The sequence below is a fragment of the Nocardioides sp. B-3 genome (assembly GCF_024703895.1).
Lineage (GTDB): Bacteria > Actinomycetota > Actinomycetes > Propionibacteriales > Nocardioidaceae > Nocardioides.
In genome coordinates this window covers 3508402-3526005 of record NZ_CP087968.1, presented here as the reverse complement: position 1 = coordinate 3526005, position 17604 = coordinate 3508402, and the positions used below count along the sequence as shown (strand labels likewise).

At 71.4% G+C, this 17604-nt stretch carries 22 protein-coding genes and 5 pseudogenes; 18 read left to right on the top strand and 9 right to left on the bottom strand.

Annotated elements, in window-relative coordinates; genetic code table 11:
* Positions 1-47 precede the first annotated feature (47 nt).
* The 5 genes and pseudogenes from LP418_RS23380 to LP418_RS23360 all read right to left on the bottom strand — a co-directional run.
* Positions 48-149, bottom strand: a pseudogene (locus tag LP418_RS23380) (NAD-dependent epimerase/dehydratase family protein); the annotation flags it as partial.
* 2 nt (positions 150-151) lie between these two features.
* Positions 152-943: an S-methyl-5'-thioadenosine phosphorylase gene (locus LP418_RS23375; protein ID WP_257953880.1), complete on the bottom strand. Its 792-nt coding sequence runs from the start codon at positions 941-943 to the stop codon at positions 152-154.
* Positions 940-1455, bottom strand: coding sequence for a DM13 domain-containing protein (locus LP418_RS23370; RefSeq protein WP_257953879.1), 516 nt, complete (start codon positions 1453-1455; stop codon positions 940-942). Before LP418_RS23370 ends, LP418_RS23375 begins: the two co-directional genes overlap by 4 nt.
* A gap of 84 nt (positions 1456-1539) precedes the next feature.
* On the bottom strand, positions 1540-1734 hold the full coding sequence (locus LP418_RS23365) for a DUF3046 domain-containing protein (RefSeq protein ID WP_257953878.1): 195 nt from the start codon (positions 1732-1734) through the stop codon (positions 1540-1542).
* A complete protein-coding gene (locus LP418_RS23360) occupies positions 1731-2864 on the bottom strand; it encodes a class I SAM-dependent methyltransferase (RefSeq protein ID WP_257953877.1) in 1134 nt (377 codons plus the stop codon). Before LP418_RS23360 ends, LP418_RS23365 begins: the two co-directional genes overlap by 4 nt.
* Before the next feature lie 90 nt (positions 2865-2954).
* Between LP418_RS23360 and LP418_RS23355 the strand changes: the two genes are divergently transcribed.
* Positions 2955-3080: a GNAT family N-acetyltransferase gene (locus tag LP418_RS23355; protein WP_257953876.1), complete on the top strand. Its 126-nt coding sequence runs from the start codon at positions 2955-2957 to the stop codon at positions 3078-3080.
* Position 3081: 1 nt separating this feature from the next.
* Here the strand turns inward: LP418_RS23355 and LP418_RS23350 are convergent, their stop codons facing one another.
* The gene (locus tag LP418_RS23350; RefSeq protein ID WP_257953875.1) at positions 3082-3564 is read right to left on the bottom strand and encodes a superoxide dismutase family protein; all 483 of its coding nucleotides are present in this window, start codon (positions 3562-3564) and stop codon (positions 3082-3084) included.
* A gap of 171 nt (positions 3565-3735) precedes the next feature.
* Between LP418_RS23350 and LP418_RS23345 the strand changes: the two genes are divergently transcribed.
* The 7 genes and pseudogenes from LP418_RS23345 (at position 3736) to LP418_RS23320 (ending at position 7351) form a co-directional block, all read left to right on the top strand.
* Entirely contained in the window at positions 3736-4278 is a 543-nt protein-coding gene (locus LP418_RS23345; RefSeq protein ID WP_257953874.1) for an RNA polymerase sigma factor, read from the top strand.
* Between the two features lie 37 nt (positions 4279-4315).
* Positions 4316-4375: pseudogene (locus LP418_RS34385) on the top strand (hypothetical protein); the annotation flags it as partial.
* A 160-nt stretch (positions 4376-4535) separates the two neighbouring features.
* Positions 4536-5084 carry a hypothetical protein gene (locus LP418_RS23340; RefSeq protein ID WP_257953873.1) on the top strand — a complete coding sequence of 183 codons (549 nt, stop codon included), beginning with the start codon at positions 4536-4538 and terminating at the stop codon, positions 5082-5084.
* Positions 5081-5593 (top strand): ATP-binding cassette domain-containing protein, encoded by a 513-nt coding sequence (locus LP418_RS23335; RefSeq protein ID WP_257953872.1) that lies wholly within the window; start codon positions 5081-5083, stop codon positions 5591-5593. Before LP418_RS23340 ends, LP418_RS23335 begins: the two co-directional genes overlap by 4 nt.
* Positions 5499-5921: an ATP-binding cassette domain-containing protein gene (locus tag LP418_RS23330; RefSeq protein ID WP_442939989.1), complete on the top strand. Its 423-nt coding sequence runs from the start codon at positions 5499-5501 to the stop codon at positions 5919-5921. Before LP418_RS23335 ends, LP418_RS23330 begins: the two co-directional genes overlap by 95 nt.
* A 30-nt stretch (positions 5922-5951) precedes the next feature.
* Complete coding sequence (locus LP418_RS23325; protein WP_257953870.1) at positions 5952-6431, top strand: hypothetical protein; 480 nt, start codon at positions 5952-5954, stop codon at positions 6429-6431.
* A complete protein-coding gene (locus tag LP418_RS23320) occupies positions 6428-7351 on the top strand; it encodes a hypothetical protein (RefSeq protein WP_257953869.1) in 924 nt (307 codons plus the stop codon). The genes LP418_RS23325 and LP418_RS23320 overlap by 4 nt, the downstream gene beginning before the upstream one ends.
* A gap of 42 nt (positions 7352-7393) precedes the next feature.
* On the opposite strand, the gene LP418_RS23315 is transcribed toward LP418_RS23320, so the two are convergent.
* From LP418_RS23315 to LP418_RS34380, 3 genes are all read right to left on the bottom strand, one after another.
* Entirely contained in the window at positions 7394-7774 is a 381-nt protein-coding gene (locus tag LP418_RS23315; protein ID WP_257953868.1) for an ABC transporter permease, read from the bottom strand.
* A complete protein-coding gene (locus LP418_RS23310; RefSeq protein ID WP_257953867.1) occupies positions 7774-8100 on the bottom strand; it encodes a hypothetical protein in 327 nt (108 codons plus the stop codon). Before LP418_RS23310 ends, LP418_RS23315 begins: the two co-directional genes overlap by 1 nt.
* An 81-nt stretch (positions 8101-8181) precedes the next feature.
* A complete protein-coding gene (locus LP418_RS34380; RefSeq protein WP_257953866.1) occupies positions 8182-9906 on the bottom strand; it encodes an ABC transporter ATP-binding protein/permease in 1725 nt (574 codons plus the stop codon).
* Positions 9907-9971: 65 nt separating this feature from the next.
* Here LP418_RS34380 and LP418_RS23300 point away from each other — a divergent pair, with 65 nt between their 5' ends.
* The 10 genes and pseudogenes from LP418_RS23300 to LP418_RS31395 all read left to right on the top strand — a co-directional run bounded on the left by LP418_RS23300 (position 9972) and on the right by LP418_RS31395 (position 17604).
* Positions 9972-10634 (top strand): class I SAM-dependent methyltransferase, encoded by a 663-nt coding sequence (locus LP418_RS23300; RefSeq protein ID WP_257953865.1) that lies wholly within the window; start codon positions 9972-9974, stop codon positions 10632-10634.
* Between the two features lie 191 nt (positions 10635-10825).
* Positions 10826-11116, top strand: a complete 291-nt coding sequence (locus LP418_RS23295; RefSeq protein WP_257953864.1) for a Rid family hydrolase — start codon at positions 10826-10828, stop codon at positions 11114-11116.
* Between the two features lie 60 nt (positions 11117-11176).
* A pseudogene (locus LP418_RS23290) lies at positions 11177-12100 on the top strand (MFS transporter); the annotation flags it as partial.
* Between the two features lie 223 nt (positions 12101-12323).
* Entirely contained in the window at positions 12324-12935 is a 612-nt protein-coding gene (locus LP418_RS23285; protein WP_336276124.1) for a DEAD/DEAH box helicase, read from the top strand.
* 122 nt (positions 12936-13057) lie between these two features.
* A pseudogene (locus LP418_RS23280) lies at positions 13058-14716 on the top strand (helicase-related protein); the annotation flags it as partial.
* Positions 14616-15185 (top strand): hypothetical protein, encoded by a 570-nt coding sequence (locus LP418_RS34375; RefSeq protein WP_442940311.1) that lies wholly within the window; start codon positions 14616-14618, stop codon positions 15183-15185. The pseudogene LP418_RS23280 and the gene LP418_RS34375, both read left to right, overlap by 101 nt.
* Positions 15151-15987: a DNA glycosylase AlkZ-like family protein gene (locus LP418_RS23270; RefSeq protein WP_257953863.1), complete on the top strand. Its 837-nt coding sequence runs from the start codon at positions 15151-15153 to the stop codon at positions 15985-15987. Before LP418_RS34375 ends, LP418_RS23270 begins: the two co-directional genes overlap by 35 nt.
* Positions 15914-16819 (top strand): Lhr family helicase, encoded by a 906-nt coding sequence (locus LP418_RS34370; protein WP_442940310.1) that lies wholly within the window; start codon positions 15914-15916, stop codon positions 16817-16819. The genes LP418_RS23270 and LP418_RS34370 overlap by 74 nt, the downstream gene beginning before the upstream one ends.
* Positions 16812-17033, top strand: a pseudogene (locus tag LP418_RS31400) (DNA-formamidopyrimidine glycosylase family protein); the annotation flags it as partial. The gene LP418_RS34370 and the pseudogene LP418_RS31400, both read left to right, overlap by 8 nt.
* A 271-nt stretch (positions 17034-17304) precedes the next feature.
* Positions 17305-17604 carry a hypothetical protein gene (locus LP418_RS31395; protein WP_336275792.1) on the top strand — a complete coding sequence of 100 codons (300 nt, stop codon included), beginning with the start codon at positions 17305-17307 and terminating at the stop codon, positions 17602-17604.

The following is a 17604-nucleotide window of genomic DNA, read 5'->3' as shown; positions in this document are numbered from 1 at the left end:
ACGTCCAGCCGCTGCGTGCCGGGAGGCGCCTCCACCGCGCCGTGGGCCTGCGACAGCATCAGGTCGACCCCGACGACCTCGTGTCCGTCGGTCGCGAGCCGGCGGGCGATGGCGCCGCCGATGAAGCCGGCCGAGCCGGTCAGCAGCACCCTCACGGGACGTCGTAGGTCAGGTCGATACCGTCGGCCCACGCGGAGCACACGCAGCCGTCGGCGGCGGGCAGCGCCGGCACGGCGGCGCCCAGCAGGTCGCGGAGCCGGTCGAGGTTGGCGGCGAACATCTCGAACACCTCCTGCTGCGACACCCCGGCTCCCGCCTCGAGCCCGGCGTCGAGGTCGGTGACCAGCGCGATGGCGGAGAGGCACATCCGCAGCTCTCGGGCGAGCACCGCCTCCGGGTGCCCGGTCATGTTGACGAGGTCCCAGCCCTGCGCGGCGTAGTGCACCGACTCGGCCCCGGTGGAGAAGCGCGGTCCCTCGACCACGACCATCGTGCCGCCGCTGACGAGTGCCGGATCGGCCTGCGCGAGGGTGACCGCCAAGCTCGCGCAATAGGGATCGGCGAAGGGCACATGGACCGCCCCCGTCGAGACGTAGGTCTGCGTCCGGCCAGACGTGCGGTCGACGAGCTGGTCGGGCACCACGATGCTGCCCGGACCGAGGTCGGGTCGGAGGCTGCCGACGGCGCAGGGAGCCGGGACCTGTCGCACACCGACGCTGCGCAGCGCCCACAGGTTGGCGCGGTAGTTGATGGCGTGCGGTGGGTGCTCGTGGTGCTCGCCGTGCCGCGGCAGGAACGCCACGCTCCGCCCGGCAAGCGTGCCGATCGTGAGCGGCGCCGACGGTTCGCCGTACGGCGTGGAGACGTCGATCCGCTCGGCGTCGGCGAACAGGGAGTAGAAGCCGCTGCCGCCGATGACACCGACCTCGGCGCGGGCCCTCATGCGGCGACCGGCGCGGTGCCGAAGGCGACGTTGAAGCGGTCGCACCAGATGACGACGGACGTGAGCCCATCGAGGTCGACGTCCGCTGGGATCGCGTAGTTCTGGTTGCCGTGGGTGGCCTTCAGGTCGCCGAGCGCGACGTGGCGGCCGTCGTCGTAGGAACCCCAGTCACCGCCACTGGGCCGGTCGCTGAGCCAGACGTGCAGGTCGGGCCCGTCGGAGCTCGACAGCCCCTCGAGGCGCACGAACCGGCGGCCGTCGGCGAGCTCGATCAGCCGCACCCGACCGGAGGTTGCGTGCTCGGCGTCTTCGAACTTGCCGGTCGCCGGGACCGTGTCCGTGGGCGTCGGCGTCGCTGCCTGCGTCGCGGGGGTGGTCTCTCGGCTCGCCGGGGCCGACTCTTCGATCGTGCTGCTCGTCGCGAGCCGCCGGGGCTCGAACGCCCACAATGCCACGGCCGCGACGACGACCATGGCCACGAGTGCTGCCCAGCGGACCCTCGAAGTGCTCATCCGGTCACGCTAGCCAGCGGGCACCCCCGTGGGAACGGCGCGCAATCTCCCGTCACCGTTCCGTAAGGATCGCCTCGTCGTGCGTCAGCGCTGCGTCTCGGGCAGCTCGAGCACGCGCCACACGGCGGCCCACACCTGCTTGGGAGCCACGCCCGCGTCGAGCGCCTCGACCGCGGTCCGGCTGCCGAGCTCGCCGATGACGAACAGCTCGGCCCGGGTCCGCGACGACGCCCGACCGAGCACGTGATCGAGCCGGTCCCAGAACTCCGTGTGCCTCATGCCCGCACCGCCGAGACCTCGAGCCACGACTCGGCGTTCTTCGTGCCCGGCTCGTGGGTGATCTCGACGTCGCGCCAGCCGGCCCCGGCGACGACGTTGCGCAGCGGGTCGGCACGCCAGTAGGTGAAGTGCCGCGGGTTGCCGATCGAGCCGTGCGTGGACCAGCCCTCCCCGTCGCCCGCCTTGACGGAGATCCGGAGCAGTCCGTCGGGTCGGACGACCGCGGCCAGTCGGGCGAGCACGACGGGCAGATCGGCCCGGGCGACGTGCAACAACGAGGCGTTGGCCCACACGGCGGCGTACGGGCCCTCGGGCGTTGACAGGTCGTCCGTGAGCGGGTCGAGCAGGTCGGCGTCGTGTCCTTCGGCGCGCAGCAGGGCGACGAAGCCGGGCGTGATGTCGGTACGGCGCACGCGCAACCCGTGCTCCTCCAACAGCCGCGCGTCACGCCCGCCGCCACTGCCGATCTCCAGCACCCGCGCGCCGGCGCCGAGGCGCTCGGCGAACGCCTCGAGGTCACGGCGGACGGAGTCGGGCATGCTCGCGCCGTTGGCGGCATAGGCGGCCGCATCGAGGTCGTAGGCGCGGACGGTGTCGCTCGTGCTCATACGCCGACGTCGTGGACGTGGTGGACCACGTCGTGCAGGTGGTAGAGCCCGAGCGTCTCGACCGTGAAGGCGCTGCCGTTGGAGCGGAACCCGCGGCGACCCGCGGTGTCGACGGTGACCGTGGAGTAGAGCCCGGCGACGTGACCGGCGGCCTCGATCAGATCGACGTCGACCTCGAGCGGGTCCTGCTCGGAGTACTTCGACGCGATCGCCGTCTCGTCCCTGGTCCCAGTTGGCGAAGGTCGGCTCGTCCTCGCGCAGCATCAGCTCCACGCGCTCGGCGAAGAGCCGGTGCACGTCGCGGACGTGGCAGGCGTACTCCAGCGGCGACCAGACCTTCGGAGCCGGGCGCTCGCGCACGTCGGGTCGGCGCACCACCTGCGAGAACGCCATCGCGGTGTCGTGGATCAGTCCCGGCAGGTCAGCCAGCGTCTGGGCTGACGGATCGAAGCCGCACTCCGCGCACGGCTGCTCGAGGACCCGAGTCCAGTCCTTGGTGTCAGGGGCAATCGGCTGAGGCATGAAGCCATCTTCCCAGCCGCACGGCGAGTGATGCGAACGGGTTCCTGCCACGGTGCGCCACGATGGCGCCATGCTGATCCGCCCCGCCGGATGCCCAACCCCGCGAGCCTCGCGCTGCACAGGTCCCTCGGGTTCGAGGAGGTCGGCACGATGCGCGAGGTCGGGCACAAGCACGACCGCTGGATCGACGTCACCCGGATGCAGGAGCGACTTTGAGTCACTGACCGAACGGCACCGTCGTGCACACCAACCTGGCGCCGGCTGCCCCGGTCGTGGTGTTGGTCGGGTTGGCGTGGATGACCACGGAGCCGGCGGTGCCGGCGGCGATCAGCCAAGGGATGTGCGTCGTGCCCACGCCCTCACCGTCGGCGTTGGTCGTGAAGTCGAGCCACACCTCGCGCTCGGCCAGCGTCACCGCGGCGCCGTGCTGGTAGTGGCCACCTGAGGCGAGCGCGTCGGTGCCGCAGGGCGCGACGTGGACGTGGGCGCCGAAGGACCGGTTCGCCGGCAGGCCGCGCACCATCAGGCGTACGTCCGTGCCACCACTGGCAGCCCGAGAGTGCACCTGCGTCGTGACGTCGCTGTAGGCGGCGTCGTGCACCGCGGTGGGTCCCCGGCCGTGGTCGACCAGCACACGTTCCGCCACGGCGATCGCCGGCACGGCCACGAGCACGCCGGCTCCGACCAAGGCCCCGAGCATCGATGTCTTCATGGTTCCTCTCCAAGCTGGTCCCGGGCGGGGCCTCACCGGCTGTGCCGCGCAGGCCTCCAAACGGTTCGACCGGTCCAGACCAGCCACGCGGAGCGACGGCAGAAGCGGATCATGGTGAACCATCACGCCGGGTCGGGGGCACAGAGGGATGTGCAGGGCATGGAGACGATCAGCGACTGGGCGTCGGCGAGTGACGCCGAGTTGGTGGGCGGCGTCCGCGAGCGGGACCGCGGCGCGCTGCACGAGCTGTTCGTGCGGCACGAACCCCGGCTCGCCGCACGCCTCGCGCACCGATGCGGCGACTCGTCGATCGTGGACGAAGCAGTCTCCGACACCTTCCTCGCCGTGTGGCGAGACGCGCACTGGCGGGGCGAGGGCGAGGTTGGGGCCCGGCTCTGGGGCATCGCGATCCGCTCGTTGCTGCACCGGCTGAGGCCGCGCAAGAACGTCTTCGAGCGGCTCGTCAACCTGCGCACTCCGGCGGTCCTGTCGGCCGAGGAGGAGGTGCTCGCCCGCGTGCAGTACAGCAACGTGGGCGTCGCGTTCGAGCGTCTCTCCCCCGAGCTGCGAGCCGTCGTCCGGGCCACCGTCCTCGACGGGCTGACCACTCGCGAGGCGGCAACCCTGCTCGGCATCCCGAGCGGCACCGTGAAGAGCCGGATGAGTCGAGCCCGTCTCGAGCTGAGGGAGGCACTGTTGTGAACACCGGCACGCAACCGGCGAGGACCTCGAGACCTATCAGGACGGCGCCGCCGACCCCGCCGTCACTGCGTCAGTCGAGGCCCATCTGCTGGCCTGCGCCCGGTGTCAGCACGACTCGGCATCCATCGGCGGAACGACGGTCTCCGCCGACACTGCCCGCCGGTGGACGCAGCTGACGGAGCTGATCGACGTGCCACGGACCACCGCGCTGCCCCGGATCACGCTCTCGGACGCGGCCGTTGCTGACTGCTTGGCTGGTGGCCATTGCGCTGGTGTTCTTGGTTCCCCTGCTCCCAGTACTCATCACCGGATCCGCGGTGCCGACGCTCCTGCTGGCCATGGCTCCGCTCGCGCCGATCGCGGCTGTTGCCACCGCCTATCGCACGTCGTCCGACCCGGCCGGAGAGCTGGCGCTTTCGACGCCCATGGCAGGGCTACGGACTGTCGCCGGCCGGGCCTTGCTGGTCGGGCTTGCCGCCGCCCCCTTCGGGGTCCCGGCGGCCTACCTCCTGCGCCTGCCTGCCGGAGTCGCCTTCGCCCGGTTGCTCCCGGGGCTGGCGCTGTCGTCCGTCGTGCTCCCGGCCGGGACGACGAGAATCGATCCGACGCTCGTTGCCGGTGTGCTCGGCGTGTGCTGGCCGATCGTCGCGTCACTCCCCCGGGCGACCCGGCAGATGCCGGTGTCGCTGGCTGCCGACTGGATTGCGGCGCCCGACGTCCAGCTGCTCATGCTCGCCATCGCCTCGCTCTCGCTGCTGGCAGCCGTGGTCCGTAGGGACCGCGTCACCTACCGGAGGACGACATGACACTCGTCGAACGTCCCGTGCTGACCGAGGCCGTGATCGAGACGCACAAGCTCGTCAAGCGCTTCGGCCGGACGACCGCGGTCGGGTATGTCACCCTCGACCTGTCGGGCGGCGTGATCGGCGTCCCGGGTCCCAACGGCGCCGGCAAGACGACCCTGCTGCGGTTGCTCGCGACAGTCCCGGCGCCCGACTCCGGAGAGCTGCGACTTCTGGGCTTCGACCCCCGTCTGGCCCGCGAGCGGGTGCTTGTCCGCCGACAGCTGGGTTTCTTGCCGCAGAGTCCCCGGCTCTATCCGGCCTTCACGCCGCTCGAGCTGATCGACTACGTCGCGGTGCTCAAGGAGCACACCGATCGGCGTCGGCGGTACGTCGAGGCCACCCGCGTCCCGGGAAGCGGTGGGCCTCCGGGACCTGATGCACCGCAAGATCCGCACGCTGTCGGGTGGCATGCACCAGCGCGTGGCGCTCGCCACCGCGCTCCTCGGCGACCCGGCGCTCCTCGTGCTTGACGAGCCGGCAACCGGACTGGATCCCGAACAGCGGCTGCAGCTGCGGTCGCTCCCGGCCCGAAGTGCCCAACGCGGAGGCGTGGTCCTCTCCACCCACAACACCGGTGAGGTCGCCGCGCTGTGCCAGCAGGTCCCGGTCATGCGGGAGGGGATCATCCGCTTCCGGGGCACCCCCGCCGACCTGTGCGAGGTCGCGCGCGGACGCGTCTGGGAGTCGGAGCGCCCCCGACCCCGCCGCCGCGCTCAGCTGGATGACGGCGACCGGGGCGCACAGGCACCGGGCGAACCTCCGTCAGGCGCCCCGGTCCCGGGAGCCGACACTCGATGACGGCTACCTCCTCGTGTCGCGAGGGCGGCGTTGAGCTGGCCGGCTCTCGCGCTCTCCGTGCCGCCCACGGCACGCGCAGTGGCGTGGGGTCCCTTGGTGGTCGTCACGACGGCCCTGCTCCCGGTCGCCGGCATCAGCCGTCTGATCGATGGACGACCCACGTCCCCGGGGATGCTGGCCGTGGCGACGCTCTCGGCCGTTGCACTCGATGCCACGCACGACCCCGCGGAGCGACTCCCGGCACCAACGCCGGTGTCCGCACTTGCCCGAGGCCTTCTGCGGGTCGTGCTGGTGGCGACACCGGCGACCGCCGCGCTCGTCGCCGTGACCGCCCTCCTGCCCGGACGGTCGGAGATGGCTGCACTGCCTGTGACGTGGGTGTTCCTCGACCCGGTGCTCGGCAGCGTGCTCGGAGTCGCCGTCGACGGCATCACCGGCTGGTGGTACACCGACCCGCTCGCAGTGAGCGCAGTCGCGCTCGTGGCCATCGGGCTCGGGAGGCGGCCATGAGCCCCAAGACAGGCTCGCGATTGGTCGCACCAAGAACGACCACGCAACGAGACGTCGTGCGAGCCCCGGCCGGCACCGAAGCGCGTCGCCTGCTTCGCCGCCCGCTGCTCCCCATCAGCATCCCGGCCTCGGCCCTGCTGGGTGCAGAGGTCCTCCGCTCCTCGAATCTCGACGGCGACTGGAACGGCGCTGAGTACTCCTCCGGACCGGTGGTCATGTTCCCGCTGATCCTGACAATCGCCCTGATGGTCGCCGAGGCCTTCCATCGCGAACGCCACCCGGTCGGCATCGAGGCACCGACCGAATCGTCCACGCGTGCGGCCGGCAGCCTGCTCGGCGCGCTCGTGCTGGTCGCCATCGTCGGCCTCATGACGGTCGGAGTGGCCGGCTACGTCGCAGGCGTCGGCGGGCTGGATCTCGGCGACGAACCCGGCCGGACCCTGCACGCTCGGTTCTCGGTGGGAGAGCTGCTCCAACACGTTGCGCTGGCGGTGCTTGCGATCGCCACTGGGGCTGCGGCCGGGCGACGATTCGCGTCCCGGGTCACGGCGGGGTTGGTCCTCTTCGCCGGTTGGTTTCCGCCCATGTTCGTCTACTGGATGTTCCGGGCGCCGGCGATCGTGCCCTTCTCGATCGTGCAGGTGCAGCCGGTGAACGTCCGGGTTGCACACGAGAACACGGACCCCCTCACCCTGCCGGCCGAGTGGCTGCTCTCCTCGCCGGGTGAGTTCCGGGACTACTGGGGTCGACAGTTTGTCTCCAGCGCTCTGGCTGGGTGGCACGACCTGTGGCTGCTCGGTCTCGCCTGCCTCTTCCTGTCGCTGGTCTTCACCGGCAGATGGCGCCGCCGACTGCTTGCCGTAGGAGCGGTGCTGGCTGTCGCCGGGATCTCCGCGCAATACGCAGTGATCCCGAGATGAGGGCGGCGATCGGCGCGTTGGCCGCGGTGTTCGGCGCCGATCTCAGGTGAGCAGCAGCTTGTCGAGCCGGCGCCGCACGATCGCGAGGCCGATCAGGCCCATCGCCACGAGGTAGACCACTGAGACCGGGCTCTCCCAGCCGACCCGGCCGAGCGTCAGCTCGCGGCACAGCACGACGCCGCGGTAGAGCGGGGTCGCCTCGACCACCCACCGCAACCACCCGTCGTACGCCGTGATGGGGAAGAACGTGGCCGAGAACAGGAAGAGCGGCATCTGGATCAGGGTGATCTTGTCGAAGTCCTGCCAGCTGGTCATCCGGGTCGTCAGGGCCATGCACACGGCACTGAACGCGAAGCCGATCAGCAGCGCGGCCGGCAGCGCCGGGACCGCGGTCCACGAGTGCAGCATCCCCATCGCCCACATCACCAGCAGGAACGCCGCGGAGTAGGACGCACCGCGGAGCTGGCCCCGGAGCGATCTCGCCGCGGGCGATGTCGCTGGTGGTCAGCGGGGTGGCGAGCATCTGGTCGTAGAGCTTGTCGTACTTGAGCTTGAAGAAGACGTTGTACGTCGAGTCGAGCAGCGCGCCGTTGAAGGCGCTGACGGCAAGCATCCCGGGCGCCACGAACTCGGCGTAGGGGATCGACTGCCCGTTGACCTCGAAGCCTTCGATCAGCTGGCCGACGCCGATGCCGATGGAGAACAGGTAGAACACCGGCTCGAGGAAGCCGGTGAGGAAGAGCTTCCACGCCCGGCGGTAGACGACGTAGTTGCGATGGACGAGGACCCCGAGGGCTCTTGGGCCGGGCGCAGCGGCTGGACGGAGCTCATCAGTCGACCAACCGCTTCTGGAGTCCGGTCACCGACCAGCGCCACCCGAACGCCATCACCACGACGAGCACGGCGACGTTGACCAACGCCGTGGACCAGTCGACGGTGTCGAGGCAGAACATCCGGCTGAGGTTGACGCCGTGCCACAACGGCGTGACCTTGGCCAGCACCTCCATCACCGGGCCGAGGTTGGCGACCGGGAAGAACGCTCCCGAGAAGAGCGTCAACGGGACGACTCCGAGGCGGAACAGCACGCCGAATCCCTCGGGGTTGTTCATCCGGGTGGTGAAGCCGAAGACGAGCATCGCGAACGCCATGCCCACCAGCAGCTGTGCGCCGTAGGCCGGGAACGGCCCCCACCGGGACTCGAAGACACCGAACGGCGCGAGCACCAGCATGAAGACGCCGCACGCCGTGGCGAGGCGGAACAGCACGAACAGCAGGTTGGCCGCGACGAGGTGCCGCGGCTCGAGGGGCGTCGCGATCATCGAGTAGTAGGTCTTGTGCCACTTGATGGCGCCCATGACCGGGTAGGTCGTCTCCCCGACCGCGATCTGCATCGCGTGCGTCGCGACCAGTCCGGGCACGATGAAGGCGAGGTAGGACGTCGCGCCGTCCAGCCGCGACGGGTCGCCCTCGATGAAGCCGCCGAGCAGGACGCCCATCGCCACGACGTAGAACAGGGGCGACACGAACGAGCCGATCGCACCGCCCTTCCGGGTGCGCTTGAAGACCGTCCACCAGTAGTCGGTCTGGCGCAGCGTGCCGGTCGCCAACGAGAGGCTCATCAGTCCACCAGCGTCCGGCCGGTGAGCTTGAGGAAGACGTCCTCGAGGGTGCTGCGGCGTACGAGCACGGCGATCGGCTGGAGCCCGCGCTCGTGCACCTTGGCGATGACCTCCTCGCCGTCGGGGCTGTAGACCCGGGATCCGGTCGGGCAGCACCTCGAGCCGGCCCGAGTCCTCGAGCTTGTGGGCGATCAGCTCGTGCGGGTTGGACTCGTCGGCGATCCCGAACCGCAGCTCGGCCACCTCGCGCGTCGAGTGCTGTTCGATCAGCTGACGCGGTGATCCCTCGGCCGCGATCAGGCCCTTGTCCATGACGACCAGCCGGTCGCACATCTGCTCGGCCTCGTCCATGTAGTGCGTCGTGATCACCAGCGTCACGCCGGCCTGCTTGAGCCGGAACAGCTGGTCCCACAGGACGTGTCGGGCCTGCGGGTCGAGACCGGTGGTCGGCTCGTCGAGGAGCAGCAGGTCGGGCTTGTTGACGAGGCTGCGGGCGATGGTCAGCCGCCGCTTCATGCCACCGGAGAGGTCCTCGACCTTGGACTTGCGCTTCTCGGTGAGCTGCACGAACTCCAGCAGCTCCTCGGACCGCTCCCGGCAGGTGGCCTTGTCGATGCCGAAGTAGCGGGCATAGATGTAGAGGTTGTCGAAGACGTTGAGCTCGTTGTCGAGCGTGTCCTCCTGCGGACAGACACCGAGACGCCCGCGGATCGCCGGCCCGTCCGTGGCCGGGTCCATGCCCGGGATCTCCAGCGAGCCGCCGCTCACGGGACTGACCGTGGCGATCATCCGCATCGTGCTCGACTTGCCCGCTCCGTTGGGCCCCGGGAAGCCGAAGGCCTCACCTCGTCGTACGTCGACGTCGATGCCCTTCACGGCCTCGAACTCACCGAACGACTTGCGCAGCCCCCGCGCCCGGATCATGGATTCAGTCACGTTCGCGACCTTAGGTCACGGCACCGACAGCCGCCGAGCGGATTCACCGGTGCGACACTCGGCACATGGAGATCGGGGACTTCACACAGACCGTCGCGACCTACGACACTGTCGCCGCCGACTACGCGGCGCACTTCCCCACCACCGAGCCCGAGGACCCCCTCGACCTCGCGATGATCGACCACTTCGTCGCCCGCCTCGGCCCGGCTCCGAGCGTCCTCGACGCCGGGTGTGGAACCGGCCGGATCAGCCGCTACCTCGCCGATCGCGGTTGCCGCGTCACCGGTCTCGACCTCTCGCCGGGCATGGTCGCCGTCGCCCGGCGCGACCACCCTGACCCGGCGTTCGCGGTCGGCTCGATCGTCGACCTGCCGTACGGCGATGCGTCGGTCGACGCCGCCCTCTACTGGTACTCCGTCATCCACTCCCCCGACGCCCTACTGCCCCGCATCCTGACCGAGGCGGCGCGCGTCGTGCGGCCCGGCGGTCATGTGCTGCTCGCGTTCCCGGGTCGGCAACGGACCACGCGAAGTGGGCAACGGCTACCGAGCGCTCGGCTACGACGTCTCGATCGTCCGTCACCACCGATCGCTCGCGCAGGTGAGCGACGCCCTCGAGGTCGCCGGGTTCGAGGTCGCGGTCGCCCTCGAACGCGGCGCTGTCTCGAACGAGAAGGATCCGCAGGGATTCCTCCCGGGAGCCAATTCAGCGCGATCTCCCATTGCTGACGTCGGCAGTTCGATCTCGTCGAGCGGCACTTGAGCGGGCATCGGGACGCCGCAGCCGTGAACTGCCGACCGTAGGTCCGCAGCGGATTACCCTCGAGACATGGACCGATCTCACGTCACCTCCGGGTCGCCGTACGAGGAGGCGATCGGTTTCCGACGCGGCGTCCGCCTCGGTCACACCATCGCCGTGAGTGGTACGGCCCCCGTGTGGCCCGACGGTCACGTGGACCCTGACCCGGCCGTGCAGGCGCGTCGGTGCTGGGAGATCGCCCCGGGAGGCGCTGGCCCATCTCGGCGGCACGCCCGAGGACGTCATCCGCACCCGGCAGTACCTCGTGGCCGCCGAGCACGCCGATGCAGTCGGCGCCGTTCACGGGGAGGTGTTCGGTGCGATCCTCCCTGCCTCGACGATGGTGGTCGTCGCCGCCCTCCTCGACGACCGGTGGCTGGTCGAGGTCGAGCTGGACGCGGTCATCGACTGATTACGCTCCGGAGCCGGTCAACGGAGATCCGTGCGCTGTGGCAGTGTGCGCCGGGTGACGATGCCGCCGGACCGCCGCCCGGGGTTGCTGCTCCTCGCCGCGGCCGCGGGCACCAACGTCCCCACGCCGTTGCTGCTGGTCTACCGCGACGAGCTGTCGATGTCGGACCAGTCGTTGACGGCGATCTTCGGCGTCTACGCGCTGGGACTGATGCTGGCCCCGGCGTTCGCCGGACAGGCCGCGGACAGGTGGGGACGTCGGCGGGTGGTGCTGCCTGCGGCCCTCGCCTCGGGGGTCGCGTCCCTCTTCTTCATCGTCGCCCGGGACAGCGAGGCGTTGCTCTACCTCGCACGATTCGCGCAGGGCGCCGTGTCGGGCACGGTCTTCAGCGTCGGCAGCGCGTGGCTGGTCGAGTCCGCCGTACGGCGAGGAAGCCCGTCCGGCCCGCGCGTGGCCGCGGTGACGATGACCGGCGGGTTCGGGATCGGTCCCGCCATCGCCGGCCTGATCGGCGAGTGGGGCCCGTGGCCGCTGGTGCTCCCCTACCTCTTGCACGTCGTCGCTGGCGCTGGCCGTGGTGGTGGCGTGGACCGTCGCCGAGACGCTGGACCGGGTCGACGGGGACGGGCACGTGTTGGCGCCGCATGCGTTCCGGGACGGCGAGCTGCGCAAGTTCCTGCTCGTGGTCGCCCCCTCGCGGTGTGCGTCTACGCCTTTCCCGCCAGCGCCATCGGTGGCGTCCCGGTGCTGATCGGGTTCCCGGTGGCGCCGGTCGCCCTGACCGGGCTCCCGGCCGGGATCACGCTCGGTGCCGGCGCCCTCGCGGCGCCGTTGCAGGGTCGGCTGGGTGAGCGGACCGCGCCGGTGGCCGCCTGCTGCGGCGTGCTCGGCTTCGGGGGCAACGCGGTGGCCGCCTCCTTCTCGCCACTCCTGCTGCTCGCCGTACCCGCCTCCGTGGTCCTCGGCGCCGGTGGCGGTCTCGCGCTGGCCGCCAGCCCGGCCCGCCTCCCCCGGCCTCGCGTCCGAGGGGAGGCTCGGCACCGTCTCGTCCGGGTTCTACGCCGTGGCCTACATCGGCTTCGGGTTCCCACTGCTGCTCGCGGCGCTGTCCGAGAGCGTTCCGACAGCCGCGCTGCTGGCCGCGCTCGCCGCCCTGTGCGCCCTGCTCGCCGTTCAGCAGACCCGGATGTCGGTGCCGTAGGCAAGACTGGGCCCATGCCCGCCCTCGACCACTTCAGCGCGCCGACGCGCACGTGGTTCGAGGCCGCCTTCGCGGCGCCGACTCCGGCCCAGGGCCGGTGCGTGGGACGCCATCGCCCACGGCAAGCATGCGCTCGTCGTCGCACCGACCGGCAGCGGCAAGACGCTCAGCGCCTTCCTGTTCGCGATCGACAAGCTCCTGACCGAGGGCCCGCCCGAGGAGAAGACCGAGCGCACCCGGGTGCTCTACATCAGCCCGCTCAAGGCGCTCGCCGTCGACGTCGAGCGCAACCTGCGCGCACCCCTGACCGGCATCCGCCACACGGCCGACCGGCTCCAGACGCCGTTGCCCGAGGTGACCGTCGGTCTGCGGTCCGGGGACACGAGCCCGGCCGATCGGCGCCGGCTGTCGACGCGGCCGCCCGACATCCTGATCACCACCCCCGAGTCGCTGTTCCTGATCCTCACGAGCCGGGCCCGCGAGACCCTGCGCGGCATCGACACGGTGATCATCGACGAGGTGCACGCGGTTGCCGGCACCAAGCGGGGCGCGCACCGGCGCTCACCCTCGAGCGGCTCGACGCGCTCCTCGACAGACCAGCGCAACGGATCGGGCTGAGCGCGACCGTGCGCCCCCTCGAGGAGGTCGCACGCTTCCTCGGCGGCACCGCCCCGGTCGAGATCGTCGCGCCGCCGTCCAGCAAGGAGTGGGACCTCAAGGTCGTCGTGCCCGTCGAGGACATGACGATGCCCGAGGAGTACGACGAGGAGTCGGGCGATCCCGGACGGTCCACCAGCATCTGGCCGCACGTCGAGGAGCACGTTGTCGACCTGATCGAGCAGCACAAGTCCACGATCGTGTTCGCCAACTCGCGGCGCCTCGCCGAGCGGCTGACCGCGCGGCTCAACGAGATCGCGACGCAGCGAGCGGGTCTCGACGGGGCGGAGACGGGCAAGCCCCCGCCCAGATCATGGCCCAGTCCGGCGCCAGCTCGGGCGCGGAGACGGTCATCGCCAAGGCCCACCACGGCTCGGTCTCCAAGGAGCAGCGCGCTCATCGAGGACGACCTCAAGCGCGGCCGACTGCCCGCAGTCGTCGCAACGAGCAGCCTCGAGCTCGGCATCGACATGGGAGCGGTGGACCTCGTCATCCAGATCGAGTCGCCACCCAGCGTGGCCAGCGCCCTGCAGCGGGTGGGCCGGGCCGGGCACCGGGTCGGCGAGGTCAGCCGCGGCGTGCTCTTCCCGAAGCATCGCGGCGACCTCGCGCAGACGGCCGTCTCGGTGCAGCGGATGCTCAGCGGCACGATCGAGAAGCTCCGGGTGCCGACCAACCCGCTCGACGTCCCGGCGCAGCAGGTCGTGGCGGCGACCGCGATGGAGGACTGGTCGGTCGACGAGTTCTTCGACCTGACGCGGCGCGCTGCGTCGTACTCAAACCTCCCCCGCAGTGCCTTCGACGCCACCCTCGACCTGCTCAGCGGGCGCTACCCGAGCGAGGAGTTCGCCGAGCTGCGCCCGCGCATCGTGTGGGATCGCGTCAACGGCACGATCTCCGGGCGCCCGGGCGCCCAACGCCCGGCCGTCACCAGCGGCGGCACCATCCCCGACCGCGGGCTGTTCGGCGTCTTCCCGGTCGGCGAGAAGCAGAGCCGGGTGGGCGAGCTCGACGAGGAGATGGTCTACGAGTCGCGCGTCGGCGACGTCTTCGCGCTCGGCGCGACCAGCTGGCGGATCGAGGACATCACCCACGACCGGGTGCTCGTCACGCCCGCGCCCGGTGTCCCCGGGCGGCTGCCGTTCTGGAAGGGCGACACCCTCGGGCGGCCCGCCGAGCTGGGTGCGGCGATCGGTGCGTTCACCCGGGGCCTGCTCACGCAGAGCGAGGCCAACGCCCGGTCGACCGTCGCAGAGTCCGGACTCGATGCCTATGCCGCCGCCAACCTCGTCACCTATCTCACCGAGCAGCGCGAGGCGACCAACGTCGTGCCGAGCGACACCCAGATCGTGGTCGAGCGGTTCCGTGACGAGCTCGGCGACTGGCGACTCGTCGTGCACTCCCCCTACGGCACCCCGCTGCACGCGCCCCGGGCGTTGGCGATCAACGCCCGGCTGCGCGAGCGCTATGACGTCGACGGCTCCGCGATGGCCTCGGACGACGGCATCGTCATCCGCATCCCCGACACCGACCGGGAGCCGCCGCTCGGCGACCTGATCGTCTTCGAGCCCGACGAGATCGAGCAGCTCGTCACCCGGGAGGTCGGCGGCTCGGCCCTGTTCGCCAGCCGCTTCCGCGAGTGTGCCGCCCGCGCCCTGCTGCTCCCCCGCCGCGACCCCGGCCGCCGCAGCCCGCTGTGGCAGCAGCGCCAGCGCAGCGCCCAGCTCCTCGAGGTCGCCTCGCAGTACCCGTCCTTCCCGATCGTGCTCGAGGCCATCCGCGAGTGCCTCCCGGGACGTCTACGACCTGCCCGCGCTCACCGCCCTGCTCCGCCGGATCGACCAGCGCGAGGTCACCGTCGTCGACGTCTCCACGCAGACGCCCAGCCCCTACGCCCGCAGCCTGTTGTTCGGGTACGTCGCCCAGTTCGTCTACGAGGGCGACAGCCCGATCGCCGAGCGCCGGGCGGCGGCGCTCAGCCTCGACCAAGGGCTGCTGGCCGAGCTGCTCGGACGCGCCGAGCTGCGCGAGCTGCTCGACCCCGAGGTGCTGGCCGAGGTCGAGGCCGAGCTGCAGTGGCTGGCGCCCGACCGGCGGGCCCGCACGGCCGAGGCAGTGGCCGATCTGCTGCGCATCCTCGGCCCGTTGACGATCGACGAGGTCACGGCCCGGGTCATTGACGAGGCCGCGGCTGACGTCGGCACTGGCTGACCGACCTCGCCGAGCGCGTCGGGTGGTCGCCGTACGCATCGCGAGCGAGGAGCGCTGGAGCACGATCGAGGACATCGCGCGGCTGCGCGACGGGCTCGGTGTGCCGGTGCCGCACGGCACGCCCGATGTCTTCACCGAGCCGACCGAGGACCCGATCGGCGACCTCGTCTCCCGCTATGCCCGCGCGCACGGTCCGTTCACCACCGCCGACGTCGCCGGGAGGCTCGGGATCGGCGAGGCCGTGGCTCGGCAGGCGCTGCAGCGACTGGCGGCGCGAGGGCGGCTGCTCGAGGGCGAGTTCCGCCCCGCCGGCAGCGGGTCGGGGTGGTGCGACGCCGAGGTGCTGCGCAAGCTCCGGCGCCGGTCGCTGGCGAGGCTGCGCAAGGAGGTCGAGCCGGTCACCCACGAGACCCTCGCCCGCTTCCTGCCGGCGTGGCAACGGGTCGGCGGCAAGCTGCGCGGGGTGGACGGCGTCGTCGCCGCGATCGACCAGCTCGCGGGCTGCCCGGTGCCGGCGAGCTCACTCGAGCCACTGGTCCTCGGGAGCAGGGTCAGCGACTACGAGTCCAGCTACCTCGACGAGCTGACCAGCAACGGCGAGGTCATCTGGGCGGGGGCACGCGCCGTTGCCCGGCAGCGACGGCTGGGTCAGCCTGCACCTCGCCGACCGGGCGCACCTGACGCTGCCCGATCCGCAGTGGGGCGAGCTCGACGAGCTCCAGCAGTCCGTGCTCGAGGCGCTCGCGCCCGGCGGCGCGTGGTTCTTCCGCCAGCTCAGCGATCGGCTCGGGTCCACGGATGACCAAGCCCTCTCGACGGCACTGTGGGGTCTCGTGTGGGAGGGACTGGTCACCAACGACACCCTGACCCCGCTGCGAGCGCTGGTCCGCTCCGGCACCGCCAGCCACCGGACACGTCGCGCTCCCCCGCGCACCGGCCGCATCCCCGCACGCACCGGACCGCCGCAGACGGCCGGCCGCTGGAGCGTCCTGCCGGCACGCGATCCCGACGCCACCCGGCGCGCGCACGCCACCGCCGAGCACCTGCTCGAGCGGCACGGCGTGGTCACGCGTGGCGCGGTCATGCAGGAGCGGATCGTCGGCGGGTTCGCCGGCGTCTACAAGGTGCTCTCCGCGTTCGAGGACACCGGACGCTGCCGTCGCGGCTACTTCGTCGAAGGCCTCGGCGCGGCCCAGTTCGGCGCGGCCGGCGCCATCGACCGACTGCGCACGTTCTCCGAGCCCGACGAGTCCAAGCCGCTTGCCCCCGGCGCTCGCCTCGACAGACCCGGCCAACCCCTACGGCGCCGCGCTCCCCGGCCCGCCAACACCGGCGACAACGGGCACCGGCCGGGTCGCAAGGCGGGAGCGCTGGTCGTCCTCGTCCACGGGGCGCTCACGCTGTACGTCGAACGCGGCGGCCGCACGCTCCTGACCCGGTCCGACGACACCGCGAGACTGACCACCGCGGCAGGCGCCCTCGCGGAGGCGACCCGGCGCGGTGCCCTCGGCAAGCTGATCGTCGAGAAGGCCGACGGCACTGCACTGCTCGGCGGCGGCGACACCCCGTTGCGGCAGGCGCTCAACGCGGCCGGCTTCGTCTCCACTCCCAAGGGGCTGAGGATGCGTGCCTGAGGGCGACACCGTCTTCCGGGCGGCGCAGTTCCTCGACCGGGCCCTGTCCGGGCGGGTGCTGACCCGCACCGACTTCCGGGTCCCGCAGCACGCCACCGCCGACCTGAGCGGGTCGACGGTGGTGCAGACCCGCGCCCACGGCAAGCACCTGCTCACCCGCACCGACAGCGGCATCACACTGCACACCCATCTGAAGATGGAGGGCACGTGGCACGTCTACCGCCTCGGCGAGAAGTGGCGGCGACCGGCCGCAGAGGTCCGGGTCCTGCTCGAGGCCGGCGACGTGACGGCTGTGGGCTTCAGCCTCGGGGTCGTCGAGCTGATCGGCACGACCGACGAGCACACCGTGGTCGGCCACCTCGGCCCTGACCTCCCGGGGGCAGACTGGGACGAGGACGAGGCGCTGCGCCGGCTGCGCGCCGACCCCGACCGTTCTGATCACGGCGGCGCTGCTCGACCAGCGCAACCTCGCCGGGATCGGCAACATGTACGCCGCCGAGCTCTGCTTCACCAGCGGCATCAACCCGAGCCGCCCCGTCAGCGACGTGGCCGACCTGCCCAGGCTCGTCCGGCGGGCCAAGCAGATGCTGGAGGTGAACAAGGTGCGCGCCATCCAGTCCACGACCGGGGACCTGCGCTCACGGATGCGGACGTGGGTCTACCGCCGGGACAAGTCCCCCTGCCGCCGGTGCGGCACGACGATCCACGTCGCCATGAACGGCGAGCCCGGCCGCGAGCGCGCGATCTACTGGTGCCCCAGCTGCCAGCCTGTGACGGCCGGCTGA